This window comes from Curtobacterium sp. SP.BCo, from assembly GCF_051903265.1.
Lineage (GTDB): Bacteria > Actinomycetota > Actinomycetes > Actinomycetales > Microbacteriaceae > Curtobacterium.
This window is the reverse complement of sequence record NZ_CP194337.1, coordinates 828,666-845,814: the sequence shown is the minus strand read 5'-3', so window position 1 is coordinate 845,814 and position 17,149 is coordinate 828,666. Positions and strand designations below refer to the sequence as shown.

Here is a 17,149-nt window from a genome sequence, read left to right as displayed (position 1 = left end):
CGTCACCACCCGCCTAGGATCTCGACCATGGTCGAGATCCCGCAACCGAAGCCGACCGACCTCCTGACGATCGGCGAGGTCGTCGAACGGACCGGGGTCGCGGCGTCCGCGCTGCACTTCTACGAGCGCAAGGGCCTCATCCACCCGGAGCGCACGGCCGGCGGCACCCGGCTCTACCCCCGACACGTCGAACGGCGCATCGCGATCATCCAGGTCGCCAAGCGGCTCGGCATCCCGCTGAGCGAGGTCGGCGAACAGTTCGCGACCCTGCCGTCGGACCGCATGCCGTCCCTGCGCGACTGGAACCGTCTGAACGAGCGTTGGCGCGCACGACTCCGGGCCCGGCAGCTCGAGCTCGAGCGACTGCAGCAGGAGATGACGCAGTGCATCGGCTGTGGGTGCGTCTCGCTGAACGCCTGCCTGGTGATGAACCCGGGCGACCAGCTCGGCGCCGAGGGGCGCGGAGCCCGGCGGTTGCTGCCGATCGAGGACGAGGCGCCGGACGTCACCGGGTGACGGCCGGGAGGCGCGGAACGGCGCCGTCCCGCGCCTCCAGGCCGTCAGCGGGTCGCGTCCCGCAGCCCCTCGTCGACACGCGTGAGCAGCGCGAACGTCGCGGCGACGTCCCGCTCGTCCCCGGCGAGCGCCGCGCGCAGTGACCCGGCCCAGTGCGCGTGCAGGCGGGCGATGCTCTGCCCGGCGAGCCCGGTGGCGAAGAGCTGGACGGTGCGGGCGTCCTCGGGGTCGGGCCGGCGCTCGACCATGCCCTTCGCCACGAGGGACCCGAGCGCGACACTGAGGTTGCTGCGCTTGAGCGCGGTCGCCTCCGCCGCCGCACTCGGCGTCGACCCGGGGTTCCGGTCGATCCAGCGCATCACGAGCGCTTCGGTGCCGGTCAGCGGCACGATGTCGAGCGACCGCGCACCGTTCGGGTCGATCTCCCGCGAGATCCGGAGCACGACGTCGGCGAGCTCGGCGAGGAGGTCGTCGGACACCGCTGGTTCCATGCGGTCACTGTACCGGCGCCGACAATGAGTTATGATTTCATAATCATGACGACGGACACCGGATCCATCCGCGCGCACACCGCGCCACCCACGACCCGCCAGCAGGGCATCACCACGGGGCTCCTGCTCGTGCTCGGCCTGCTCAGCGCCGTCGCCCCGTTCGCGACCGACCTGTACCTGCCGGCGTTCCCGCAGATGACCGGCGAACTGCAGGCCTCGGCCACGACCGTGCAGCTCACCCTCACGGCGTTCCTCGTCGGGGTCACCGCGGGACAGCTCGTCTTCGGACCGCTCTCCGACCGCTTCGGACGCGTGCCCCCGCTCCTCGCCGGTGCCGCGCTGTGCGTGCTCGCGAGCGCGGCGGCCGTGCTCGCACCGAACGTCGGCGTGCTCGTCGTCGCCCGGCTGCTGCAGGGACTCGGCGGCGCGGCCGGCATGGTGATCGGCCGCGCGGTGATCTCCGACCTCGCGACCGGCAAGCCCGCGGCGCGCGCCTTCTCGCTGATGATGATCGTCGGTGGGGTCGCCCCCGTGGTCGCACCGCTGCTCGGCGGGCTCCTCACCGGGCCGATCGGCTGGCGCGGCCTGCTCACCATCGTCCTCGGGCTCTCGGTGCTCATGCTCGTCGCGGTGCTCGCTGTCGTCCGCGAGACCCACCTGCGGTCCCGGCGGGACGCCCTGCGAGCCGAACGCCGCGGCGCCGGCTCCCCGCTCCGCGCGCTCCGCTCCCGGACGTTCCTCGGCTACACCGCGGTGTTCGGCTTCGCGTTCGCGGTGATGATGGCCTACATCTCGGCGTCACCGTTCCTGTACCAGGACATGCTCGGGCTCGGCACGGTCGGCTACGGACTCGCGTTCGGTCTGAACGCCCTGGCGCTGATGGGGGTCAGCGTGCTCTCCGCCAAGCTCACGGCGACCCGTTCGGTCACCGGCGTGCTGACCGTCGGCATCGCCCTCGTGCTCGCCTCGACCGTGGCGTTCGCGCTGCTCGTCGTCAGCGGTGCGCCGGCGTTCTGGCTCGCCGTTCCCCTGTTCACCGCGGTGGGCTCGCTCGGCCTCGTGCTCGGGAACGCCACGGCACTGGCGCTCGGGGCGGTGCCGTCCGCTGCCGGGAGCGCCTCGGCCGTGCTCGGAGCCCTGCAGTTCGGGCTGGCGGCGCTCGTCTCACCGCTGGTGAGCATCGGCGGCGAGGGCACCGCGGCGCCGCTCGCGATCGTGATGCTCGCCTCGGCCGTGGTCGCCGTGATCGCGCTGGTGGCGGCCCGCGGCCAGACTCGGGTCAGTGCACCGGACGCGGGCGGGGCTGCAGGAACGGGATCTTCGGCATGAGCCAGTCCACCCACACCACCCGCACGCCGGGGGCCACGGCGAGCGCCCAGACGATGGAGGCGAGTGCGTCCGTCGGGTAGTGCACGGCGTCGATCGACACCGAGAAGAACACGACCACGATCGCGACGACCCCGAGCGTCAGCGCGAGCCGGTGCCACCGGGTGTCCCGCAGCAGCCAGATCAGGGCGATCACGAACGCCGTGATGTAGACGGTGTGGCCGCTCGGGTACCCGGGGTCCGGCTGCACCGGGAACGGGTGCGGCAGCACGGCGACGTCGGGGCGTGCACGGTGCACGATCTCCTTCACCACGGCGGACGGCACCCAGGTGATCGCGATCGTGCCACCGAAGGCGAGGGCGGGGCGGAGGTCCCGGGTCCGCCACCAGATCACCGCGACGACGACGACGGTGATGCCGATCGCCGGCCCGGGGCTGATGACGTGGTAGACCGCCGTGGTGAACGCGCCGAGGAACCCGGTGTGCAGGCCGTTCAGCGCCTTGGACAGCCCGAGATCGACGGTGCCGAGGGTGAACCCGACGAGCGTGATGACGAGGACCGCGGCGACGGCGATGACGATCGACGCCAGCGGGTACGGGCTCCGGTCGAGGATGCCGTTCCCCTCGGACACTCGTCGGCGTGGGCGGAGCGCTGCGTCGGACATCCGTCCATCGTCCCAGCACCCGCTGCGACCTCGGCACCGGTCAGCCTCTGAAAGCACTCAGCGCAGCCGCCGCCGAGTAGACAGGAGGCATGACAACCGTTGCCGAGAACATCGTCGCCACCCTTCGTCAGAACAACGTGCAGCGGGTGTACGGCCTGCCCGGCGACTCGCTCAACGGCTTCACCGACGCGCTCCGCAAGGACGGCACGATCCGGTGGGAGCACGTCCGGCACGAGGAGGCCGCCGCGTTCGCCGCCTCCGCCGAGGCCGAGCTGACCGGCGACCTCGCGGTCTGCGCGGGCAGCTGCGGTCCGGGCAACCTGCACCTCGTCAACGGCCTGTACGACGCGAACCGGTCCCGGGTGCCCGTCCTCGCGATCGCCGCGCACATCCCGACGGCCGAGATCGGCTCCGGGTACTTCCAGGAGACCCACCCGCAGGAGCTGTTCCGCGAGTGCTCGGTCTACGTCGAGTACGTCGCCGACCCGGTGCAGATGCCCCGCCTGCTCGAGATCGCGATGCGCGAGGCGATCGAGAAGCGCGGTGTTGCAGTCCTCGTCATCCCGGGCGACGTCCTGCTCGCCGACGCCGTCGCACCGCGGGTCACCCGCATCGAGCGGACGGCACCGCGGATCGTCCCGAGCGACGCCGAACTCCGGCGCACCGCCGAGCTCCTCAACGGGGCCGACAAGGTGACGATCCTCGCCGGCGCCGGGGTGGCCGGAGCGCACGACGAGGTCGTCGCCCTCGCCGAACGGCTGCAGGCTCCGATCGTGCACGCGCTGCGCGGCAAGGAGCACATCGAGTGGGACAACCCCTACGACGTCGGCATGACCGGGCTGCTCGGCTTCGCGTCCGGGTACCGCGCGATGGAGGACGCCGACGTGGTGCTCATGCTCGGCACCGACTTCCCTTACCAGCAGTTCTTCCCCGCGAAGGCGAAGCACGTGCAGGTCGACGTGCGCGGCTCCCAGCTCGGCCGCCGGCACCCGGTGGACATCGGCCTGGTCGGCACGGTCGAGGACACCGCCCTCGCGCTCATCCCGCTGCTCACCGGCTCGCACCCGACGAAGCACCTCGAGGACTCGCGGAAGCACTACGCGAAGACCCGGGCGAAGCTCGACGACCTCGCCGTGCCGGCCGGGAAGCACAAGCCGCTGCACCCGCAGTACGTGACCCGCGTGCTCGACCGCCTCGCCGCCGACGACGCCGTGTTCATCCCCGACGTCGGCTCCCCCGTCGTGTGGGCGTCCCGGTACCTCACCATGAACGGCGGCCGGCGTCTGATCGGGTCGTTCGTGCACGGCACGATGGCGAACGCGGTCCCGCAGGCGATCGGCGCCCAGGCGGCGTTCCCGGACCGACAGGTCATCGCGATGGCCGGCGACGGCGGGCTGACGATGCTGCTCGGCGAGCTCATCACGATCGTGCAGAACAAGCTGCCCGTGAAGATCGTCGTGTTCGACAACTCGTCGCTGAACTTCGTGGAGCTCGAGATGAAGGCCGCGGGGTTCGTGAACTACGGCACCGAGCTGCAGAACCCGGACTTCGCCGCCGTTGCGGACGCGATCGGCATCAAGGGCTTCCGGGTCGACGAGTCCGCCGACCTCGAGGACGCCATGGCCGCCGCACTCGCGCACGACGGGCCCGCGCTCGTCTCGGTCAAGGCGAACCGCCAGGAGCTCTCGATGCCGCCGGCTGTGACCGCCGAGCAGGCGAAGGGCTTCACCCTCTACGCGATCCGCACCGTGCTGTCCGGCCGTGGCGACGAGCTGCTCGACCTCGCGTCGACGAACTTCCGCCAGCTGCTCTGACGGCAGCGCCCCGGACCGCCGCGGAGATCGTCGGAGCGGGCGGCGTTCAGGACTCGGCGCCGCCCTGCTCGACGATGTCGGCCGCGGGGTCGATCGACGCGCGGACCACGGCGTCGAGTGCCGTGACGATCTGCTCGAGTTCGAGCGACGGCCCGTCACCGGCGATGTCCGGGGTCGCCGGGACGTGCACGAACCCGGCGCGGAAACCCTCCCGCCCGGCGAACGACATCAGCTCGTAGAACACCTGGTTGCACGTGAACGTGCCGGCCGTGTTCGACACCGACGCCGGCACACCGGCAGCCCGGACGTCCCGCACGATGCGCTTGATCGGCAGCGAGGAGAACGCCGCGGGGGCACCGCACGGGTCGACCGGCTCGTCCACCGGCTGCGCGCCCGCGTTGTCCGGGATCCGGGCGTCCATCACGTTGATCGCGACGCGCTCCGGGGTGACCGCCGAACGGCCGGCAGCGAGTCCGGTCGCGATGACGACGTCGGGGCGGTGCTCGACGATCGCGGCCGCCAGACGCGCGCGTTCCTCGAACACGACGGGCAGCTGTTCGACCACCAGGCGCGCCGGCCCGTCCCACGTCGCGGCGAGACGCTGCGCGGCGTCCCACGACGGGTTCCGTGCGTCACCGCCGAACGGCTCGAAGGCGGTCAGCAGGACGGTCGGTCCGGTCGCGGCAGCCATGGCTCCAGGCTACGGGCGCGCGGCGCGCGGCGCGCGGCGCGCGGGCCCAGCGCAATCGCGCGTACTCAGCGGAATCGCGCGTACCCAGCGGAATCGCGCGTACCAGGCGGAAAGAAACGACCTGGTACGCGCGAAAGCGCCTCCCATCCCACCCGACAGGGGAAGGAACGACGGGAGGCGCGGCACCAGCCCGCCCCGCGCCTCCCGACCGTCCGATCACCGGCCGCCGGCAACCGGGCGCACGCGCGCGTACCCAGCGCAATCGCGCGTACCCAGCAGAAAGAAACGACCTGGTACGCGCGAAAACGCCTCCCATCCCACCCGACATGGGAAGGAACGACGGGAGGCACGGCACCAGCCCGCCCCGCGCCTCCCGACCGTCCGATCACCGGCCGCCGGCAACCGGGCGCACGCGCGCGTACCCAGCGGAATCGCGCGTACCCAGCAGAAAGAAACGGCCTGGTACGCGCGAAAGCGCCTCCCATCCCACCCGCCATGGGAAGGAACGACGGGAGGCACGGCACCAGCCCGCCCGCGCCTCCCGTCCGTCCGCCGGGCGCCGGGCGCACCCGCGCGTACCCAGCGCAATCGCGCGTACCCAGCGGAAAGAAACGACCTGGTACGCGCGAAACTGCCTCCCATCCCACCCGACAGGGGAAGGAACGACGGTCACCACCCGAGCGGCGCACCGTCCTCCAGGAAGACGCCCGTCGGGCCGTCGGGACCGGCGACGGCAGCCGCGACGACCGTGGCGGCACTGACCTCCACGGGGCGACCGTGCGGGTTCTCCACCCCGCCGAACTCGGTCGCCGTGTACCCGGGCTCGACCGCGACGACGTGCACCTCCGGCACCGCCCGGGCGTACTGCACGGTCAGCATCGAGACCGCGGCCTTGCTCGCCCCGTAGACGATCGCCTGGTACTGCGACGCCGGCTTCTCCGGGTCGTGGTTCGCGGCGAAGGAGCCGAGCGCGCTCGAGATGTTCACGATGACCGGGTTCGGGGAACGCCGGAGCAGGGGCAGTGCCGCCTCGGTGGTCCGGACGATACCGACCGCGTTCGTGTCGAAGACCTCCAGGGCCTCGGGGCCGTTCAGCGCGACCTTGCCGATCCCGGCGTTGTTCACCAGGACGTCGAGACCTCCCTCGGCCTCGAGGACGGCGAACGCCGCAGCGACCGAGGCGTCGTCGGTGACGTCGAGCTGGACGGCCCGCGCACCGATGGAGTCGGCGACCGATCGGCCGGTGTCGAGGTCCCGGGCGCCGATCCAGACGGTGTGTCCGGCGGCGACGAGCTGACGGGCGGTTTCCTTGCCGAGGCCTCGTGTGGCCCCGGTGACGAGTGTCGTTGTCATGCATCCAGCGTCGGCCGGTGCGGTCCCGCCGGGGAGTCGTCCGGTTGTCGTAGGACCGGTGGACCCAGGACACCGGTCGCGGGTGGTCGCACACTGGAGGCGTGGACCACACCGAGTTCGGCCGGACGCTCCGTCGACTGCGCGACCACGTCGCACCCGAAGCCGTCGGCGTCGTCGCCGGCAGCCGACGCCGGGCCAGCGGACTCCGCCGCGAGGAACTCGCAGCCCTCGCCGGGATCTCCGCCGACTACCTCACCCGGCTCGAGCAGGGTCGCGCGACCTCGCCGTCCGCCCAGGTGGTGGAGGCACTCGCCCGGTCGCTGCGCATCGCCGACGCCGAGCGCGAGCTGCTGTTCCGGCTCGCCGGTCTCGCCGTCCCGGGCGCGGACGTCGTCCCCTCCCGGATCCCGCCGAGCGTGCAGCGCCTGCTCGACCGACTGGCGGACACCCCCGTCGCGGTGCTCGACGCCGCCGGCACGATCCTCGTCGCGAACGCTCCCTACGACGCCCTCATGGGGCCGGTCGGCGCGCTCCGCGGGCACGAGCGGAACACCGCGTGGCGGCACCTCGTCGGTCCCGGCAGCCGCGCCGTCCACACCGACGCCGAACAGGCGGCGTTCGAGGCGTCGCTCGTCGCCGCACTCCGGCTGACCGTGGCGCGGTACCCGCTCGACCGGGAGCTCGGACGACTCGTGCGAGACCTGCGGGCAGCGAGTCCCCGGTTCGTCGCCCTGTGGGAGTCGGGCGACACCGTCGTCCCGCGGGAGTCCGGTCGCCGCAAGGTCGTCGAGCACCCGGCCGTCGGTCGGATCGCGCTCGACTGCGACACGCTGCAGATCGCGACGGACGACCTCACGGTGCTGGCGTACACGGCTGAACCGGGGACCGCGGACGCCGAACGGCTGGCACTCGCGATCGTGCTGGGGACGCAGGAGCTCGTCGGCTGAGGCGGCGCCGGGCGCAGCCCCACCTGCTGCTTCGAATTCGCAACAGTAGGCTGGCACGATGACGGCCGACGACACCACCCCGCCGCTCGACCCCGCCGAGCTCGGCGCCTACTTCGCGCTCATCGAGGTGAGCAGCCTGCTCCGGCACACCATCGAGCAGCAGCTGCGGGACGCCGGCGACCTGAGCTACGTGCAGTTCCAGCTGCTCGCGACGCTGGGCGACGCCGACGACGGCAGCCGTCGGATGACCGACCTGGCGGACGGCGTCGTCTACAGCCGGAGCGGCCTGACGTACCAGGTCGGTCTGCTCGAGCAGGCGGGCCTGGTGTCACGGAGCCCGTCGGCGGACGACGAGCGCGGCGTCACCGTGACGATCACGGACGCCGGCCGCGACGTGCTCGCACGGGTGTTCCCGGGGCACGTCGAGGTGCTCCGGGCGCTGTTCCTCGAGCCGCTCTCGCACGACGACGTCACGGGGCTCGCGTCGGTGCTCACCCGGGTCCGCGACCACATGCGCACGATCCCACCCCGATCGGCTCGCCCCCGCCGCAAGCGCGCCTGAGCCGGACCGACCCGGGGAGGTCGCGACCTCGCCGGTCGCCTTCGTGACCGTGTGTCGTGTATCCACAGGCTTCTCGAGGGTGGGCCGCCTCGTGGAACGCTTGGCGGATGCTCATCGCCTACGTCGACGAATCGTACGATCGCGACTTCTACTTCGTCGGCGCGGCGGTCGCCACGTTCGAACAGTGGCACGAACTCGAAGGTCACTTCACAGCGATCCGACGCCGGACGGCCCACGAACACGGCACTCCTGACTCGATCGAGTTCCACGGGCACGAACTCATGGGCGGCACCGGACCCTGGCGTCGGATGCGTGGCCGCCACCGCGAAGCTGCCGGCATCTCGCTCGCCGTGCTCGGAGCTGCCGGCGCTTGCGGCGTGCAGTACATCTTCCGGGGCGTCGATGTCGCACGGCTCAATGCTCGCTTCCGGTACCCACGGACGCCGCACGCCGTCGCCTTCGGCCACGTGCTCGAACAGATCGATCACCTTGTGGGATCTCGTGATCCGGAAGGGGAAGCGATCGTCGTCGCGGACGAGATCACGACCCACGTCGAGCACCAACGCGCGTTCGCCGGGTACCAGGAATTCGGCACCGCCGGCGACCCCAGTTCGAGACTCGAGCACATTTCGGCACCGCTCAACTTCGCGTCGTCACGTTCCAGCGACGGGTTGCAGACGATCGACATGGCCCTGTACGTGCACTTCCGCCGCCAGCGCGTCGAGAACCCGCACCCCGCCGCACAGCGAACGCTCGCCCGCCAATGGGCGTCGATCGTCCCGTCGATCGTCCACGTTCACAACTGGACGCCCTGACCCGGCGAAAGAACGAAGGCCCCGCGAGCGGGGCCTTCGGCTGGCGACGTTCCGGGAACCGGCCCGTCGTACCGACAGTCTAGAGGATCTGCGGGCTCAGTCGTCGATGTCGAAGACGACGACCCGGGAGCTCGCACCCCCGATGAACGCCGCGACCGGCTGGTGCTCCGCGTGCGGCAGGTACCCCGTGAGCGCCGCCCGGTCACGGAAGCGCACGACGAGCATCCAGTCGAACTCGCCCTCCAGGCCCTCGGTGCTGACGCTCTCGCCGGACCGCACCGACTCCACCCCGTCGATGCGGAGCAGGTGCTCGCGGCACAGCGCGTCCGCCTCGGCCGACGCTCCGGCGTCGTTCCACTCGACCAGGACCACGTGCGTCGTTCCCGCCATGGTTGCTCCTCATGCGGCCGGCTCGGTCGGACGGTCCGCTGCGTCGAGCCTGGCACGTGGCCGTGGAGCCGGCCACAGACGGACGGGAGGCGCGGTGCCAGCTGGCACCGCGCCTCCCGTCCGTCACCGGCCACGGCTAGAAGGCGGGCGTCCCGCCCGCGACGGTGATCGTGGAACCGGACTGGTAGCTCGACTCCGGGCTGACGAGGTGGACGTAGGCGGCACCGAGCTCGGCGGGCTGCCCGGGTCGACCGAACGGCGACTGCTCCCCGAAGTGCGACACGGTCTCGGCGTCGTCGGAACCGGGCTGGAGCGGCGTCCAGACCGGGCCGGGCGCGACCGAGTTCACGCGGATGCCCTTCGGTGCCAGCTGCTGCGCGACGGCCTCGGTGAAGAGCTTGATCGCACCCTTCGACACCGCGTAGTCGATCTTGTCCGCAGAAGGGGTGGAGGCCTGGATCGAACCGGTGGTGACGATCGTCGAGCCGGGCTCGAGGTGCGGGACCGCGGCCTTCGTCAGCCAGAAGAGCGAGTAGATGTTGGTCTTGAACGTGGAGTCGAACATCGCGGTGTCGAGCGTGAGGATGTCCTCGTTGCTGTCCATCCGGCCGGCGACCATGACGAGGGTGTCCAGCCCTCCGAACTCGTCGACGGCCTTCTGGACGAGGTCGGCGCAGTACTGCTCGTCGGAGATGTCCCCGGGGAAGAGCACCGCACGACGGCCCTCGCCCTCGAGCAGGTCGCGGACCTGTTCGGCGTCCTCCTGCTCGTCCGGCAGGTAGGAGAGGACGAGGTCGGCACCCTCGCGGGAGAGTGCGATCGCCGCAGCACGGCCGATGCCGGAGTCGGCGCCCGTGACGACACCGCGGATCCCCTGCAGGCGGCCGAGGCCGACGTAGCTGTCCTCGCCGTGGTCGGGCTTCGGGTCCATCTTCCACGCGGCACCCGGCAGGGACTGCTCCTGCTTCGGGTACGGCGGAGCGGGGTAGAGGGTGTTCGGGTCGCGCTTGTCGTACTGGCTCATGCCTCCACTGTGCTCGGCGAGTGCGCACGATCCGTCCAGGTCGGGCACGCGTGGAAGGCGAAACGCGTCGACCTGCAAACCGCCCGTGCGAGTGCTCCGAATGCACCGTGGACGTCATGAGCGTCCAGGCCGCGCACGGATGTGTCGGTCTTCTCCCGGAAGAGAGGTCGCACCATGACCAGCAACGCAGCAGCAACCACCCGCGTCGGGTACGGATCGACGTGGACCCAGAAGGGCGCCTTCGTCTTCGGCGTCGTCTTCCTCCTGGTCGGCATCGCCGGCTTCATCCCCGGCCTGACGATGGACATGGGCACGATGTCCGTGGCGGGTCACGGCTCGATGGCGATGCTCGTCGGCCTGTTCCAGGTGTCCGTGCTCCACAACATCGTCCACCTGTTGTTCGGCGTCGTCGGGCTCCTCGCGGCCCGTGGTGCTCGTGGCGCCCGGCTCTACCTCGTCGTCGGCGGCATCGTCTACGCGGTCCTGTTCGTCTACGGCCTCTTCACCGCGGGGATGGCCGACCCGGCGAACTTCGTCCCGCTGAACAGCGCTGACAACGTGCTGCACCTGATCCTCGCCGTCGCGATGATCGTGCTCGGCCTGCTCCTGCCGCGCGTCGGCACCCGCCGCGTCTGATCGCCGGGCGCGCGGGCTGACCGCGTCGACTCGCGCAACCGAGATCGCCCCGCACCACGGAATGCCGTGGCGCGGGGCGATCGTCGTTGTGCGAGTGCATGTGGCACCGCAGAGTGACGGCGGCACCACGGACCGACGGTGGCACCGTGGACCGACGGTGGCACCGTGGACCGATCCCGCGCCGCGGACCGACCCCGCGCCCCGCCGTCCGACGCCGCGCGGTAGCGTCGGAGCGTGGACCCCACCCGCCGACCGGTCGTCGCCATCGCCGGCCTCGCCATCGAGACCTCGACGTTCACCCCGACCCGGACCCACGCGGCGGCGTTCCACCCGGACCGCGGCGACGAGGTGGTGGCACGCTACCCGTTCCTGTCCGCGGTGGACGCGGACTTCCGCGGTGCACTCATCGGCCACGCGCTGCCGGGCGGGATCGTGGACCGCGAGTCGTACGAGTCACTGGCGACGGAGATCGTGGACCGGTTGTCCGCGATCGTCGCCGCCGAGCACGTCGACGGGCTCTGGTACGACATCCACGGCGCGATGGTCGTCGAGGGGCTGGACGACGCCGAGACCGACCTGCTCGCCCGCATCCGCTCGGTGATCGGCCCCGACGTGATCGTGTCCGCATCGATGGACCTGCACGGCAACGTCACGCGTGAGCTCGCGCACCAGGTCGACCTCGTCACCTGCTACCGGATGGCCCCGCACGAGGACGCCCTGGAGACGAAGGAGCGCGCGGTCCGGAACCTGGTCGACGTCCTCACCACCCGGCCGGTCGGGTCGCAGCGTCCGGTGAAGGCGTGGATCCCGATCCCGGTGCTGCTGCCCGGCGAGCAGACCTCCACGCGCATCGAACCCGCCGCGTCGCTGTACGCCCAGGTGCCGCAGGTCGAGGCCACCGAGGGCGTCCTCGACGCGGCGATCTGGGTCGGCTACGCCTGGGCGGACCAGCCCCGCGACCGTGCGGTCACGGTCGTCACCGGGTGGGACCGGGCCGCCGTGGCCGCCGGTGCCGAGCGACTGGCGCGGGCGTTCTGGGACGTCCGCGAGGACTTCGTGTTCGTGGCACCGACGGGCTCCTTCGACGAGTGCCTCGCCGCCGCGCTCGCTCCCGGCGCCGCCCGGCCGTTCTTCGTCTCGGACTCCGGCGACAACCCGACCGCCGGAGGGTCCGGCGACATGACCTGGGGCCTGACCCGGCTGCTGGCCAACCCGTCGTTCGCCACGGCGGACGGCCCGACCGTGATCTCCGCCAGCGTGCCCGGCCCCGCTGCGGTGGCCACGGCGGTGGCGGCGGGGGTCGGTGCGACCGTCACCGTGACGGCCGGCGCGTCGGTCGACGCCGTGCACGCCGGACCGATCACGATGACCGGCCGGGTGCACGCGATCAAGCACGGTGACCGTGACGCCGAGACCGAGGTGGTGCTGCAGGTCGGCAGCGTCTTCGCGATCCTGACGAAGCTCCGGAAGCCGTACCACCACGAGCACGACTTCACCGACCTCGGCCTCGCGCCGCGGGACGCCGACATCGTCGTCGTGAAGATCGGGTACCTCGAACCCGAGCTGTTCGACATGGCCGCCGACTGGATGCTCGCGCTGACACCCGGTGGCGTCGACCAGGACCTCGAGCGCCTCGGGCACCACAGGGTCGAACGCCCGCTGTTCCCCTACGATCGAGTGTTCACCGAGGCCCCGGACCTGACCGCCAGGATCATCCCCGCCTCGGACCAGCCACTCGGAGACCCTGCATGAGCACGACCGCCGCACTCGAGATCGCCGTCACCTCCCCGGCGGGTGCGATCGTCGCGCGTGACGGCGGTGCCGACCGGGTCGAACTCTGCGTCGGACTCGAGCTCGGTGGTCTGACCCCCTCGCAGGCGCTGGTCGAGGCCACCCACGAGACCGGGATCCCCGCGCACGCCCTGGTCCGCAGCCGGCCCGGCGGCTTCGTGTACGACGACGGCGACATCGAGCTCATGGTCCGCGAGGTCCGTTCGGTGCTCCGTTCGGGTGCCGCCGGCGTGGTGGTCGGGGCCCTGCGCCCGGACCACAACCTCGACGAGGACGCCCTCCGGCGCTTCGTGGACGCGGCCCGGTCGGTCAGCACGACCGCCGAGGTCACGCTGCACCGGGCGATCGACCACGCCGTGGACCCGGTTTCCGCCGCGGCGACCCTCGACGCACTCGGGTTCACGCGTGTCCTGACCTCGGGTGCTGCCCCCACCGCGGTCGCGGGCGCGGACACCATCACGCGCATGGTCGAGGCCGCCGGACCCGTCCAGGTGATGGCCGGCGCCGGCGTCACCCCCGCCGACGTCCCCGCCCTCGTCGCGACCGGTGCCGCCGCGGTGCACCTGTCGGCCAAGCGCGCGGCACCGGGCAGTGCCCACGAGGGCGTCCCGATGGGCGGCGCCGATGACGGTTCCGCCCACTTCGAGACCGACCTCGACGTCGTCCGCGCGGCGCGGGCAGCCCTCGACGCGCGCTGACCCGACCCGTCTCGCGTCACCCGCTGACGGAATGGAGGCGCGGTGCCGGCCGACACCGCGCCTCCAGTCCGTCAAGCAGTCGCGTCGACGACCGCGGCCGACTCAGTCAGCCGCGTCGAGCACCGCCTGCGCCTTCTTCTCCGCAGCGGCTAGCGCGTCCTTCGGGCTCTCCTTCAGGAGCATCGCCTTCTCGAGCTCCTGCGACAGGGCCTCGCTGACCTCACCGTAGGCGACGATCGACGGACGCGACTTCGCGTAGGCGAGCTCGTCCGCGAACGCCTTGATCCGCGGGTTGTCGGCGAGGTGCTTCTTCCACGTGGCGTCGTCGTTCGTCGCCGTGTTCGCGGGGAGCAGGCCGGTCGCGATGTCCCACTTGGCCTCGACCTCCGGGCTCAGCCACCACTGCATGAAGTCCCACGACGCGTCCTTCTCGGCCTTGGAGCCGTCGAGCAGGTACGAGTTGTTCGTGCCGAGGTTCGCCGCGTTCTGCTCGATGCCGGGCAGGGCGAAGACGCCGACGTTGTCCTTGCCGAGCGCCTCGTCGAGGGTGCCGAGGTCGTACGCGCCGGTGATCGCCATCGCGGCCTTCTTCGCCGTCAGCGCGGGCGTGCCACCGTTCGACGTCGAGGTCATGAGCGACTGCGGGTAGGCGCTGCCGTCCTCGAGCATGTCGGTCCAGGCGGTGAGCGCCTTCACGCCGGCGTCGCTGTTGAACTCGACCTTGGTGTTGTCCTCGTTCATGAACTCGCCGCCGGCGCTCCAGAGCATCGACTGCCAGGTGAAGACGGGCCACTCACCGGTGCCGATCGGCAGGTACATGCCGTACTGCGTGGTGCCCTTGGTGAGCTTCTTCGCGTCCTCCTGCAGCTCGGCCCAGGTGGTCGGGGTGTCCGTGATGCCGGCGTCCTTGAACATCTGCTTGTTGTAGACGACGGCGTAGTCGCCGATGTCCGTGGGCAGCGTGTAGGTCTTGCCCTCGAACTTGCCGGTGGCGAGCATGCCCTCGGTGAAGCTCTTCGTGGTGATCGACGAGTCGGAGTCGGACAGGTAGCTGTCGAGCGGCACGACCTTGCCGGTCTCGACGACCTGACCGATCTTCTGCGGCGTGCTGTCGCCGAGCACCATGTTCGGCCCGGTGTCGTTCTTCAGCGCGTTGATGAGCTTCGCGTCGAACTGGTCGCTCTGCGCCGCGTACTGCGCGGAGACCTGGACCTTGTCCTGGGAGTCGTTGTAGTCCTGGATGAGCTTCTTGACCTCGGTGGCCTGGTCGCCGGTGTAGTTGTGCCAGACCGTGATCTGGGTCTTGCCGCCGCCGGACCCGCCGCTGTTGCCGGTGACGGAGCCGCCGGAGCAGGCGGACAGGGTGACGGCGACGCCGAGGGCGAGTGCCGCCACGCCGAGCATTCGTGATCGCATGGGTTGTCCTTTCCGGACCTGGGTGAGGGTGGAGCGTCGGGTTCTCAGCGCAGCCCGCCGGCCATGGCCGACACGATCTGCTTCTGGAAGATCAGGAAGACGATGAACACCGGCAGGATCGCCAGGGTCGAGCCGGCCATGAGCAGGTTGAAGCTCTCGGCGGCGTTCGCGGACTGCAGCTGGGTCAGACCGACCGAGACGGTGAAGAACTCGGTCTTCGTCGCGACCAGGAACTGGAAGAAGAAGTTGTTCCAGTTGTAGACGAAGGACAGCACCGCGAACGAGCCGATCATCGGGGTCGCCATGGGTGCGACGACGGACCACATCCGCCGCCAGACCCCGGCGCCGTCGACCCGGCTGGCGTCCTCGATCTCCGCCGGGAACGACGTGAAGAACTGCCGGAACAGGAACACCCCGAGGATCGACGGGATGTTCGGCACGATGAGGCCCTGGTAGCTGTCCAGCCACCCGAGCGACGACAGCAGGCTGATGAGCGGCGTGAAGACCACCTCGAACGGCACGAGCAGCGCCGCGAGCAGGATGACGAACACGACGTTCTTGCCCGGGAAGTGCAGGCGGGAGAACGCGAACCCGGCGGCGAGGCTGGTGACGATCTGCCCCGCCGTGGTGGCGATCGCGACGATCGTGGAGTTGAGGTAGTAGATGCCGAACGGTGCGACGTCGAACACCTTCGTGTAGTTGTCGAACCGCCATTCGCGCGGGAAGAAGCTCGGCGGGAAGGCCAGCGCCTCGGCGGAGGACTTGAAGCTCGTCAGCACCATCCAGAGGAACGGGCCGAAGAACAGCACCACCGCGACGAGCAGGATGACGTGGCGGAGGACGGCCGGGCTGGTCTTCCGCCAGCGGGCGCGGAAGGGTCGCTTCCGACGGGGGACGGCCACCGTTCCGGTGGCGAGCTGCCTGGAGGCCCGTGGTGCGCCCGCGAAGGGCGCGTCGGCTTCGAAGTGGGTCACGTCGGTCTCCTAGGTGAGCTCGATCGGGTCGCGGCGGTTGATGAACCGCAGCTGGATGACGGCGACGATGATGCCGACGAGGAGGAGGACGACGGCCGCGGCGCTCGCGGAGCCGCCGTGGAAGAAGACGAAGCCCTGCTGGTAGATGTAGTAGAGGATCGTCTCGGTCGACTGGAGCGGACCGCCCTGGGTGAGGACGTAGACCTGGGTGAAGACCTGCAGCGCGCTGATCACGCCGGTGACCGCCAGGAACCCGGTGGTCGGTGCGACGAGGGGCAGCGAGATCGTGAAGAAGCGACGGATCGGTCCGGCGCCGTCGAGGGTGGCGGCCTCCATGTAGCTGGCCGGGATGTTCGTCAGGGCGGCCGAGTAGATGATCATCGCGTAGCCGACGCCCTGCCAGATCGAGAACACCATGACGCTGATGAGGGCCCATGGTTCCGAGTTGAGGAAGCCGATCGGCGGCCCGCCGAGTCCCGTGATGACGCCGTTCACCAGGCCGCCGAGGGGCGACAGGATGAAGCTGAAGATGAGCGCGCTGCCGACGATCGGGGCGATGTACGGGACGAACAGCAGGGCCCGGTAGACCCCGCGGCCGCGGAACGGTTGGGCGAGGAGCGCGGCGAAGAACAGCCCGAGGACCATCGTCACGGGGACGACGATCACCACGTACAGCGCGGTGTTGCCGGCGGCCTGCAGGAACTCGTCGTCCTGCAGGAGTCCGGCGAAGTTGGCGAGCCCGACGAAGTCGCCCGCGGCGCCGGTCGCGGGGTTCCAGTTCGTGAACGAGTACCCGACGGTCTGGACGAGCGGGTACAGGTAGAACAACGCCAGCAGGATGCTCGTCGGGGCGATCAGGGCGTAGCCCGCTCGGCCCTCCTTGCGCTCGAGTGACGAGCGGGGTGGTGCTGCCACAGCACTCGGCATGGTGCCTCCTTCGTTCTTCGTTGAACGCTAGGAATCATGTGTTTCCGGAAGATTACTCGTCGATGACGAAAAGTAAATAGTCATTTCTCGCCCTACTTCGTTCGACGATCGATG

At 70.7% G+C, this 17,149-nt stretch carries 18 protein-coding genes; 9 read left to right on the top strand and 9 right to left on the bottom strand.

Annotation, left to right across the window (positions count from 1 at the left end; genetic code table 11):
• Positions 1-27: 27 nt before the first annotated feature.
• Complete coding sequence (soxR, locus tag ACRQ4B_RS04120) at positions 28-516, top strand: redox-sensitive transcriptional activator SoxR (protein ID WP_439693425.1); 489 nt, start codon at positions 28-30, stop codon at positions 514-516.
• A gap of 44 nt (positions 517-560) precedes the next feature.
• Here soxR and ACRQ4B_RS04115 read toward each other — a convergent pair whose 3' ends face one another.
• Positions 561-1,007, bottom strand: a complete 447-nt coding sequence (locus ACRQ4B_RS04115) for a MarR family winged helix-turn-helix transcriptional regulator (protein ID WP_439693424.1) — start codon at positions 1,005-1,007, stop codon at positions 561-563.
• 45 nt (positions 1,008-1,052) lie between these two features.
• Between ACRQ4B_RS04115 and ACRQ4B_RS04110 the strand changes: the two genes are divergently transcribed.
• Positions 1,053-2,336, top strand: coding sequence for a multidrug effflux MFS transporter (locus ACRQ4B_RS04110; protein WP_439693423.1), 1,284 nt, complete (start codon positions 1,053-1,055; stop codon positions 2,334-2,336).
• Here ACRQ4B_RS04110 and ACRQ4B_RS04105 read toward each other — a convergent pair.
• The gene (locus tag ACRQ4B_RS04105) at positions 2,287-2,997 is read right to left on the bottom strand and encodes a phosphatase PAP2 family protein (RefSeq protein WP_439693422.1); all 711 of its coding nucleotides are present in this window, start codon (positions 2,995-2,997) and stop codon (positions 2,287-2,289) included. The two genes, ACRQ4B_RS04110 and ACRQ4B_RS04105, sit on opposite strands and share 50 nt — an antisense overlap.
• Before the next feature lie 89 nt (positions 2,998-3,086).
• Here ACRQ4B_RS04105 and poxB point away from each other — a divergent pair, with 89 nt between their 5' ends.
• Complete coding sequence (gene poxB / locus ACRQ4B_RS04100) at positions 3,087-4,811, top strand: ubiquinone-dependent pyruvate dehydrogenase (RefSeq protein WP_439693421.1); 1,725 nt, start codon at positions 3,087-3,089, stop codon at positions 4,809-4,811.
• Between the two features lie 46 nt (positions 4,812-4,857).
• Here poxB and pcp read toward each other — a convergent pair whose 3' ends face one another.
• Together pcp and ACRQ4B_RS04090 are read right to left on the bottom strand one after the other, a co-directional pair.
• Positions 4,858-5,502, bottom strand: a complete 645-nt coding sequence (pcp, locus tag ACRQ4B_RS04095) for a pyroglutamyl-peptidase I (RefSeq protein ID WP_439693419.1) — start codon at positions 5,500-5,502, stop codon at positions 4,858-4,860.
• A gap of 669 nt (positions 5,503-6,171) precedes the next feature.
• On the bottom strand, positions 6,172-6,855 hold the full coding sequence (locus ACRQ4B_RS04090; RefSeq protein ID WP_439693418.1) for an SDR family NAD(P)-dependent oxidoreductase: 684 nt from the start codon (positions 6,853-6,855) through the stop codon (positions 6,172-6,174).
• Between the two features lie 101 nt (positions 6,856-6,956).
• Here ACRQ4B_RS04090 and ACRQ4B_RS04085 point away from each other — a divergent pair, with 101 nt between their 5' ends.
• The 3 genes from ACRQ4B_RS04085 (at position 6,957) to ACRQ4B_RS04075 (ending at position 9,179) form a co-directional block, all read left to right on the top strand.
• Positions 6,957-7,802 (top strand): helix-turn-helix transcriptional regulator, encoded by an 846-nt coding sequence (locus ACRQ4B_RS04085; RefSeq protein WP_439693417.1) that lies wholly within the window; start codon positions 6,957-6,959, stop codon positions 7,800-7,802.
• 58 nt (positions 7,803-7,860) lie between these two features.
• Entirely contained in the window at positions 7,861-8,364 is a 504-nt protein-coding gene (locus ACRQ4B_RS04080; RefSeq protein ID WP_439693416.1) for a MarR family winged helix-turn-helix transcriptional regulator, read from the top strand.
• A gap of 107 nt (positions 8,365-8,471) precedes the next feature.
• Positions 8,472-9,179 carry a DUF3800 domain-containing protein gene (locus ACRQ4B_RS04075; RefSeq protein WP_439693415.1) on the top strand — a complete coding sequence of 236 codons (708 nt, stop codon included), beginning with the start codon at positions 8,472-8,474 and terminating at the stop codon, positions 9,177-9,179.
• Between the two features lie 96 nt (positions 9,180-9,275).
• Here ACRQ4B_RS04075 and ACRQ4B_RS04070 read toward each other — a convergent pair whose 3' ends face one another.
• Together ACRQ4B_RS04070 and ACRQ4B_RS04065 are read right to left on the bottom strand one after the other, a co-directional pair.
• Positions 9,276-9,569 (bottom strand): Dabb family protein, encoded by a 294-nt coding sequence (locus ACRQ4B_RS04070; RefSeq protein WP_439693414.1) that lies wholly within the window; start codon positions 9,567-9,569, stop codon positions 9,276-9,278.
• 136 nt (positions 9,570-9,705) lie between these two features.
• The gene (locus tag ACRQ4B_RS04065; RefSeq protein WP_439693413.1) at positions 9,706-10,593 is read right to left on the bottom strand and encodes an SDR family oxidoreductase; all 888 of its coding nucleotides are present in this window, start codon (positions 10,591-10,593) and stop codon (positions 9,706-9,708) included.
• Between the two features lie 174 nt (positions 10,594-10,767).
• Between ACRQ4B_RS04065 and ACRQ4B_RS04060 the strand changes: the two genes are divergently transcribed.
• From ACRQ4B_RS04060 to ACRQ4B_RS04050, 3 genes are all read left to right on the top strand, one after another.
• Entirely contained in the window at positions 10,768-11,229 is a 462-nt protein-coding gene (locus tag ACRQ4B_RS04060; protein WP_439693412.1) for a DUF4383 domain-containing protein, read from the top strand.
• Positions 11,230-11,463: 234 nt separating this feature from the next.
• Positions 11,464-12,981, top strand: coding sequence for a M81 family metallopeptidase (locus tag ACRQ4B_RS04055; RefSeq protein ID WP_439693411.1), 1,518 nt, complete (start codon positions 11,464-11,466; stop codon positions 12,979-12,981).
• A complete protein-coding gene (locus ACRQ4B_RS04050; RefSeq protein WP_439693410.1) occupies positions 12,978-13,718 on the top strand; it encodes a copper homeostasis protein CutC in 741 nt (246 codons plus the stop codon). Before ACRQ4B_RS04055 ends, ACRQ4B_RS04050 begins: the two co-directional genes overlap by 4 nt.
• A gap of 102 nt (positions 13,719-13,820) precedes the next feature.
• Here ACRQ4B_RS04050 and ACRQ4B_RS04045 read toward each other — a convergent pair whose 3' ends face one another.
• The 3 genes from ACRQ4B_RS04045 to ACRQ4B_RS04035 are packed head-to-tail and all read right to left on the bottom strand — an operon-like array spanning position 13,821 to position 17,035.
• On the bottom strand, positions 13,821-15,134 hold the full coding sequence (locus tag ACRQ4B_RS04045; protein ID WP_439693409.1) for an ABC transporter substrate-binding protein: 1,314 nt from the start codon (positions 15,132-15,134) through the stop codon (positions 13,821-13,823).
• Positions 15,135-15,178: 44 nt separating this feature from the next.
• Positions 15,179-16,108 carry a carbohydrate ABC transporter permease gene (locus ACRQ4B_RS04040; protein ID WP_439693408.1) on the bottom strand — a complete coding sequence of 310 codons (930 nt, stop codon included), beginning with the start codon at positions 16,106-16,108 and terminating at the stop codon, positions 15,179-15,181.
• A gap of 9 nt (positions 16,109-16,117) precedes the next feature.
• Positions 16,118-17,035 (bottom strand): carbohydrate ABC transporter permease, encoded by a 918-nt coding sequence (locus tag ACRQ4B_RS04035; RefSeq protein ID WP_439693407.1) that lies wholly within the window; start codon positions 17,033-17,035, stop codon positions 16,118-16,120.
• Positions 17,036-17,149: the final 114 nt, after the last annotated feature.

Excerpts from the sequence above, each read along its gene's own strand:
- pcp (WP_439693419.1), bottom strand. The coding sequence starts at position 5,502 with ATGGCTGCCGCGACCGGACCGACCGTCCTGCTGACCGCCTTCGAGCCG.
- ACRQ4B_RS04115 (WP_439693424.1), bottom strand. The coding sequence starts at position 1,007 with ATGGAACCAGCGGTGTCCGACGACCTCCTCGCCGAGCTCGCCGACGTC.
- ACRQ4B_RS04045 (WP_439693409.1), bottom strand. The coding sequence starts at position 15,134 with ATGCGATCACGAATGCTCGGCGTGGCGGCACTCGCCCTCGGCGTCGCC.
- ACRQ4B_RS04090 (WP_439693418.1), bottom strand. The coding sequence starts at position 6,855 with ATGACAACGACACTCGTCACCGGGGCCACACGAGGCCTCGGCAAGGAA.
- ACRQ4B_RS04075 (WP_439693415.1), top strand. The coding sequence starts at position 8,472 with ATGCTCATCGCCTACGTCGACGAATCGTACGATCGCGACTTCTACTTC.
- ACRQ4B_RS04080 (WP_439693416.1), top strand. The coding sequence starts at position 7,861 with ATGACGGCCGACGACACCACCCCGCCGCTCGACCCCGCCGAGCTCGGC.
- ACRQ4B_RS04110 (WP_439693423.1), top strand. The coding sequence starts at position 1,053 with ATGACGACGGACACCGGATCCATCCGCGCGCACACCGCGCCACCCACG.
- ACRQ4B_RS04105 (WP_439693422.1), bottom strand. The coding sequence starts at position 2,997 with ATGTCCGACGCAGCGCTCCGCCCACGCCGACGAGTGTCCGAGGGGAAC.
- soxR (WP_439693425.1), top strand. The coding sequence starts at position 28 with ATGGTCGAGATCCCGCAACCGAAGCCGACCGACCTCCTGACGATCGGC.
- ACRQ4B_RS04065 (WP_439693413.1), bottom strand. The coding sequence starts at position 10,593 with ATGAGCCAGTACGACAAGCGCGACCCGAACACCCTCTACCCCGCTCCG.
- poxB (WP_439693421.1), top strand. The coding sequence starts at position 3,087 with ATGACAACCGTTGCCGAGAACATCGTCGCCACCCTTCGTCAGAACAAC.
- ACRQ4B_RS04070 (WP_439693414.1), bottom strand. The coding sequence starts at position 9,569 with ATGGCGGGAACGACGCACGTGGTCCTGGTCGAGTGGAACGACGCCGGA.
- ACRQ4B_RS04035 (WP_439693407.1), bottom strand. The coding sequence starts at position 17,035 with ATGCCGAGTGCTGTGGCAGCACCACCCCGCTCGTCACTCGAGCGCAAG.
- ACRQ4B_RS04050 (WP_439693410.1), top strand. The coding sequence starts at position 12,978 with ATGAGCACGACCGCCGCACTCGAGATCGCCGTCACCTCCCCGGCGGGT.
- ACRQ4B_RS04060 (WP_439693412.1), top strand. The coding sequence starts at position 10,768 with ATGACCAGCAACGCAGCAGCAACCACCCGCGTCGGGTACGGATCGACG.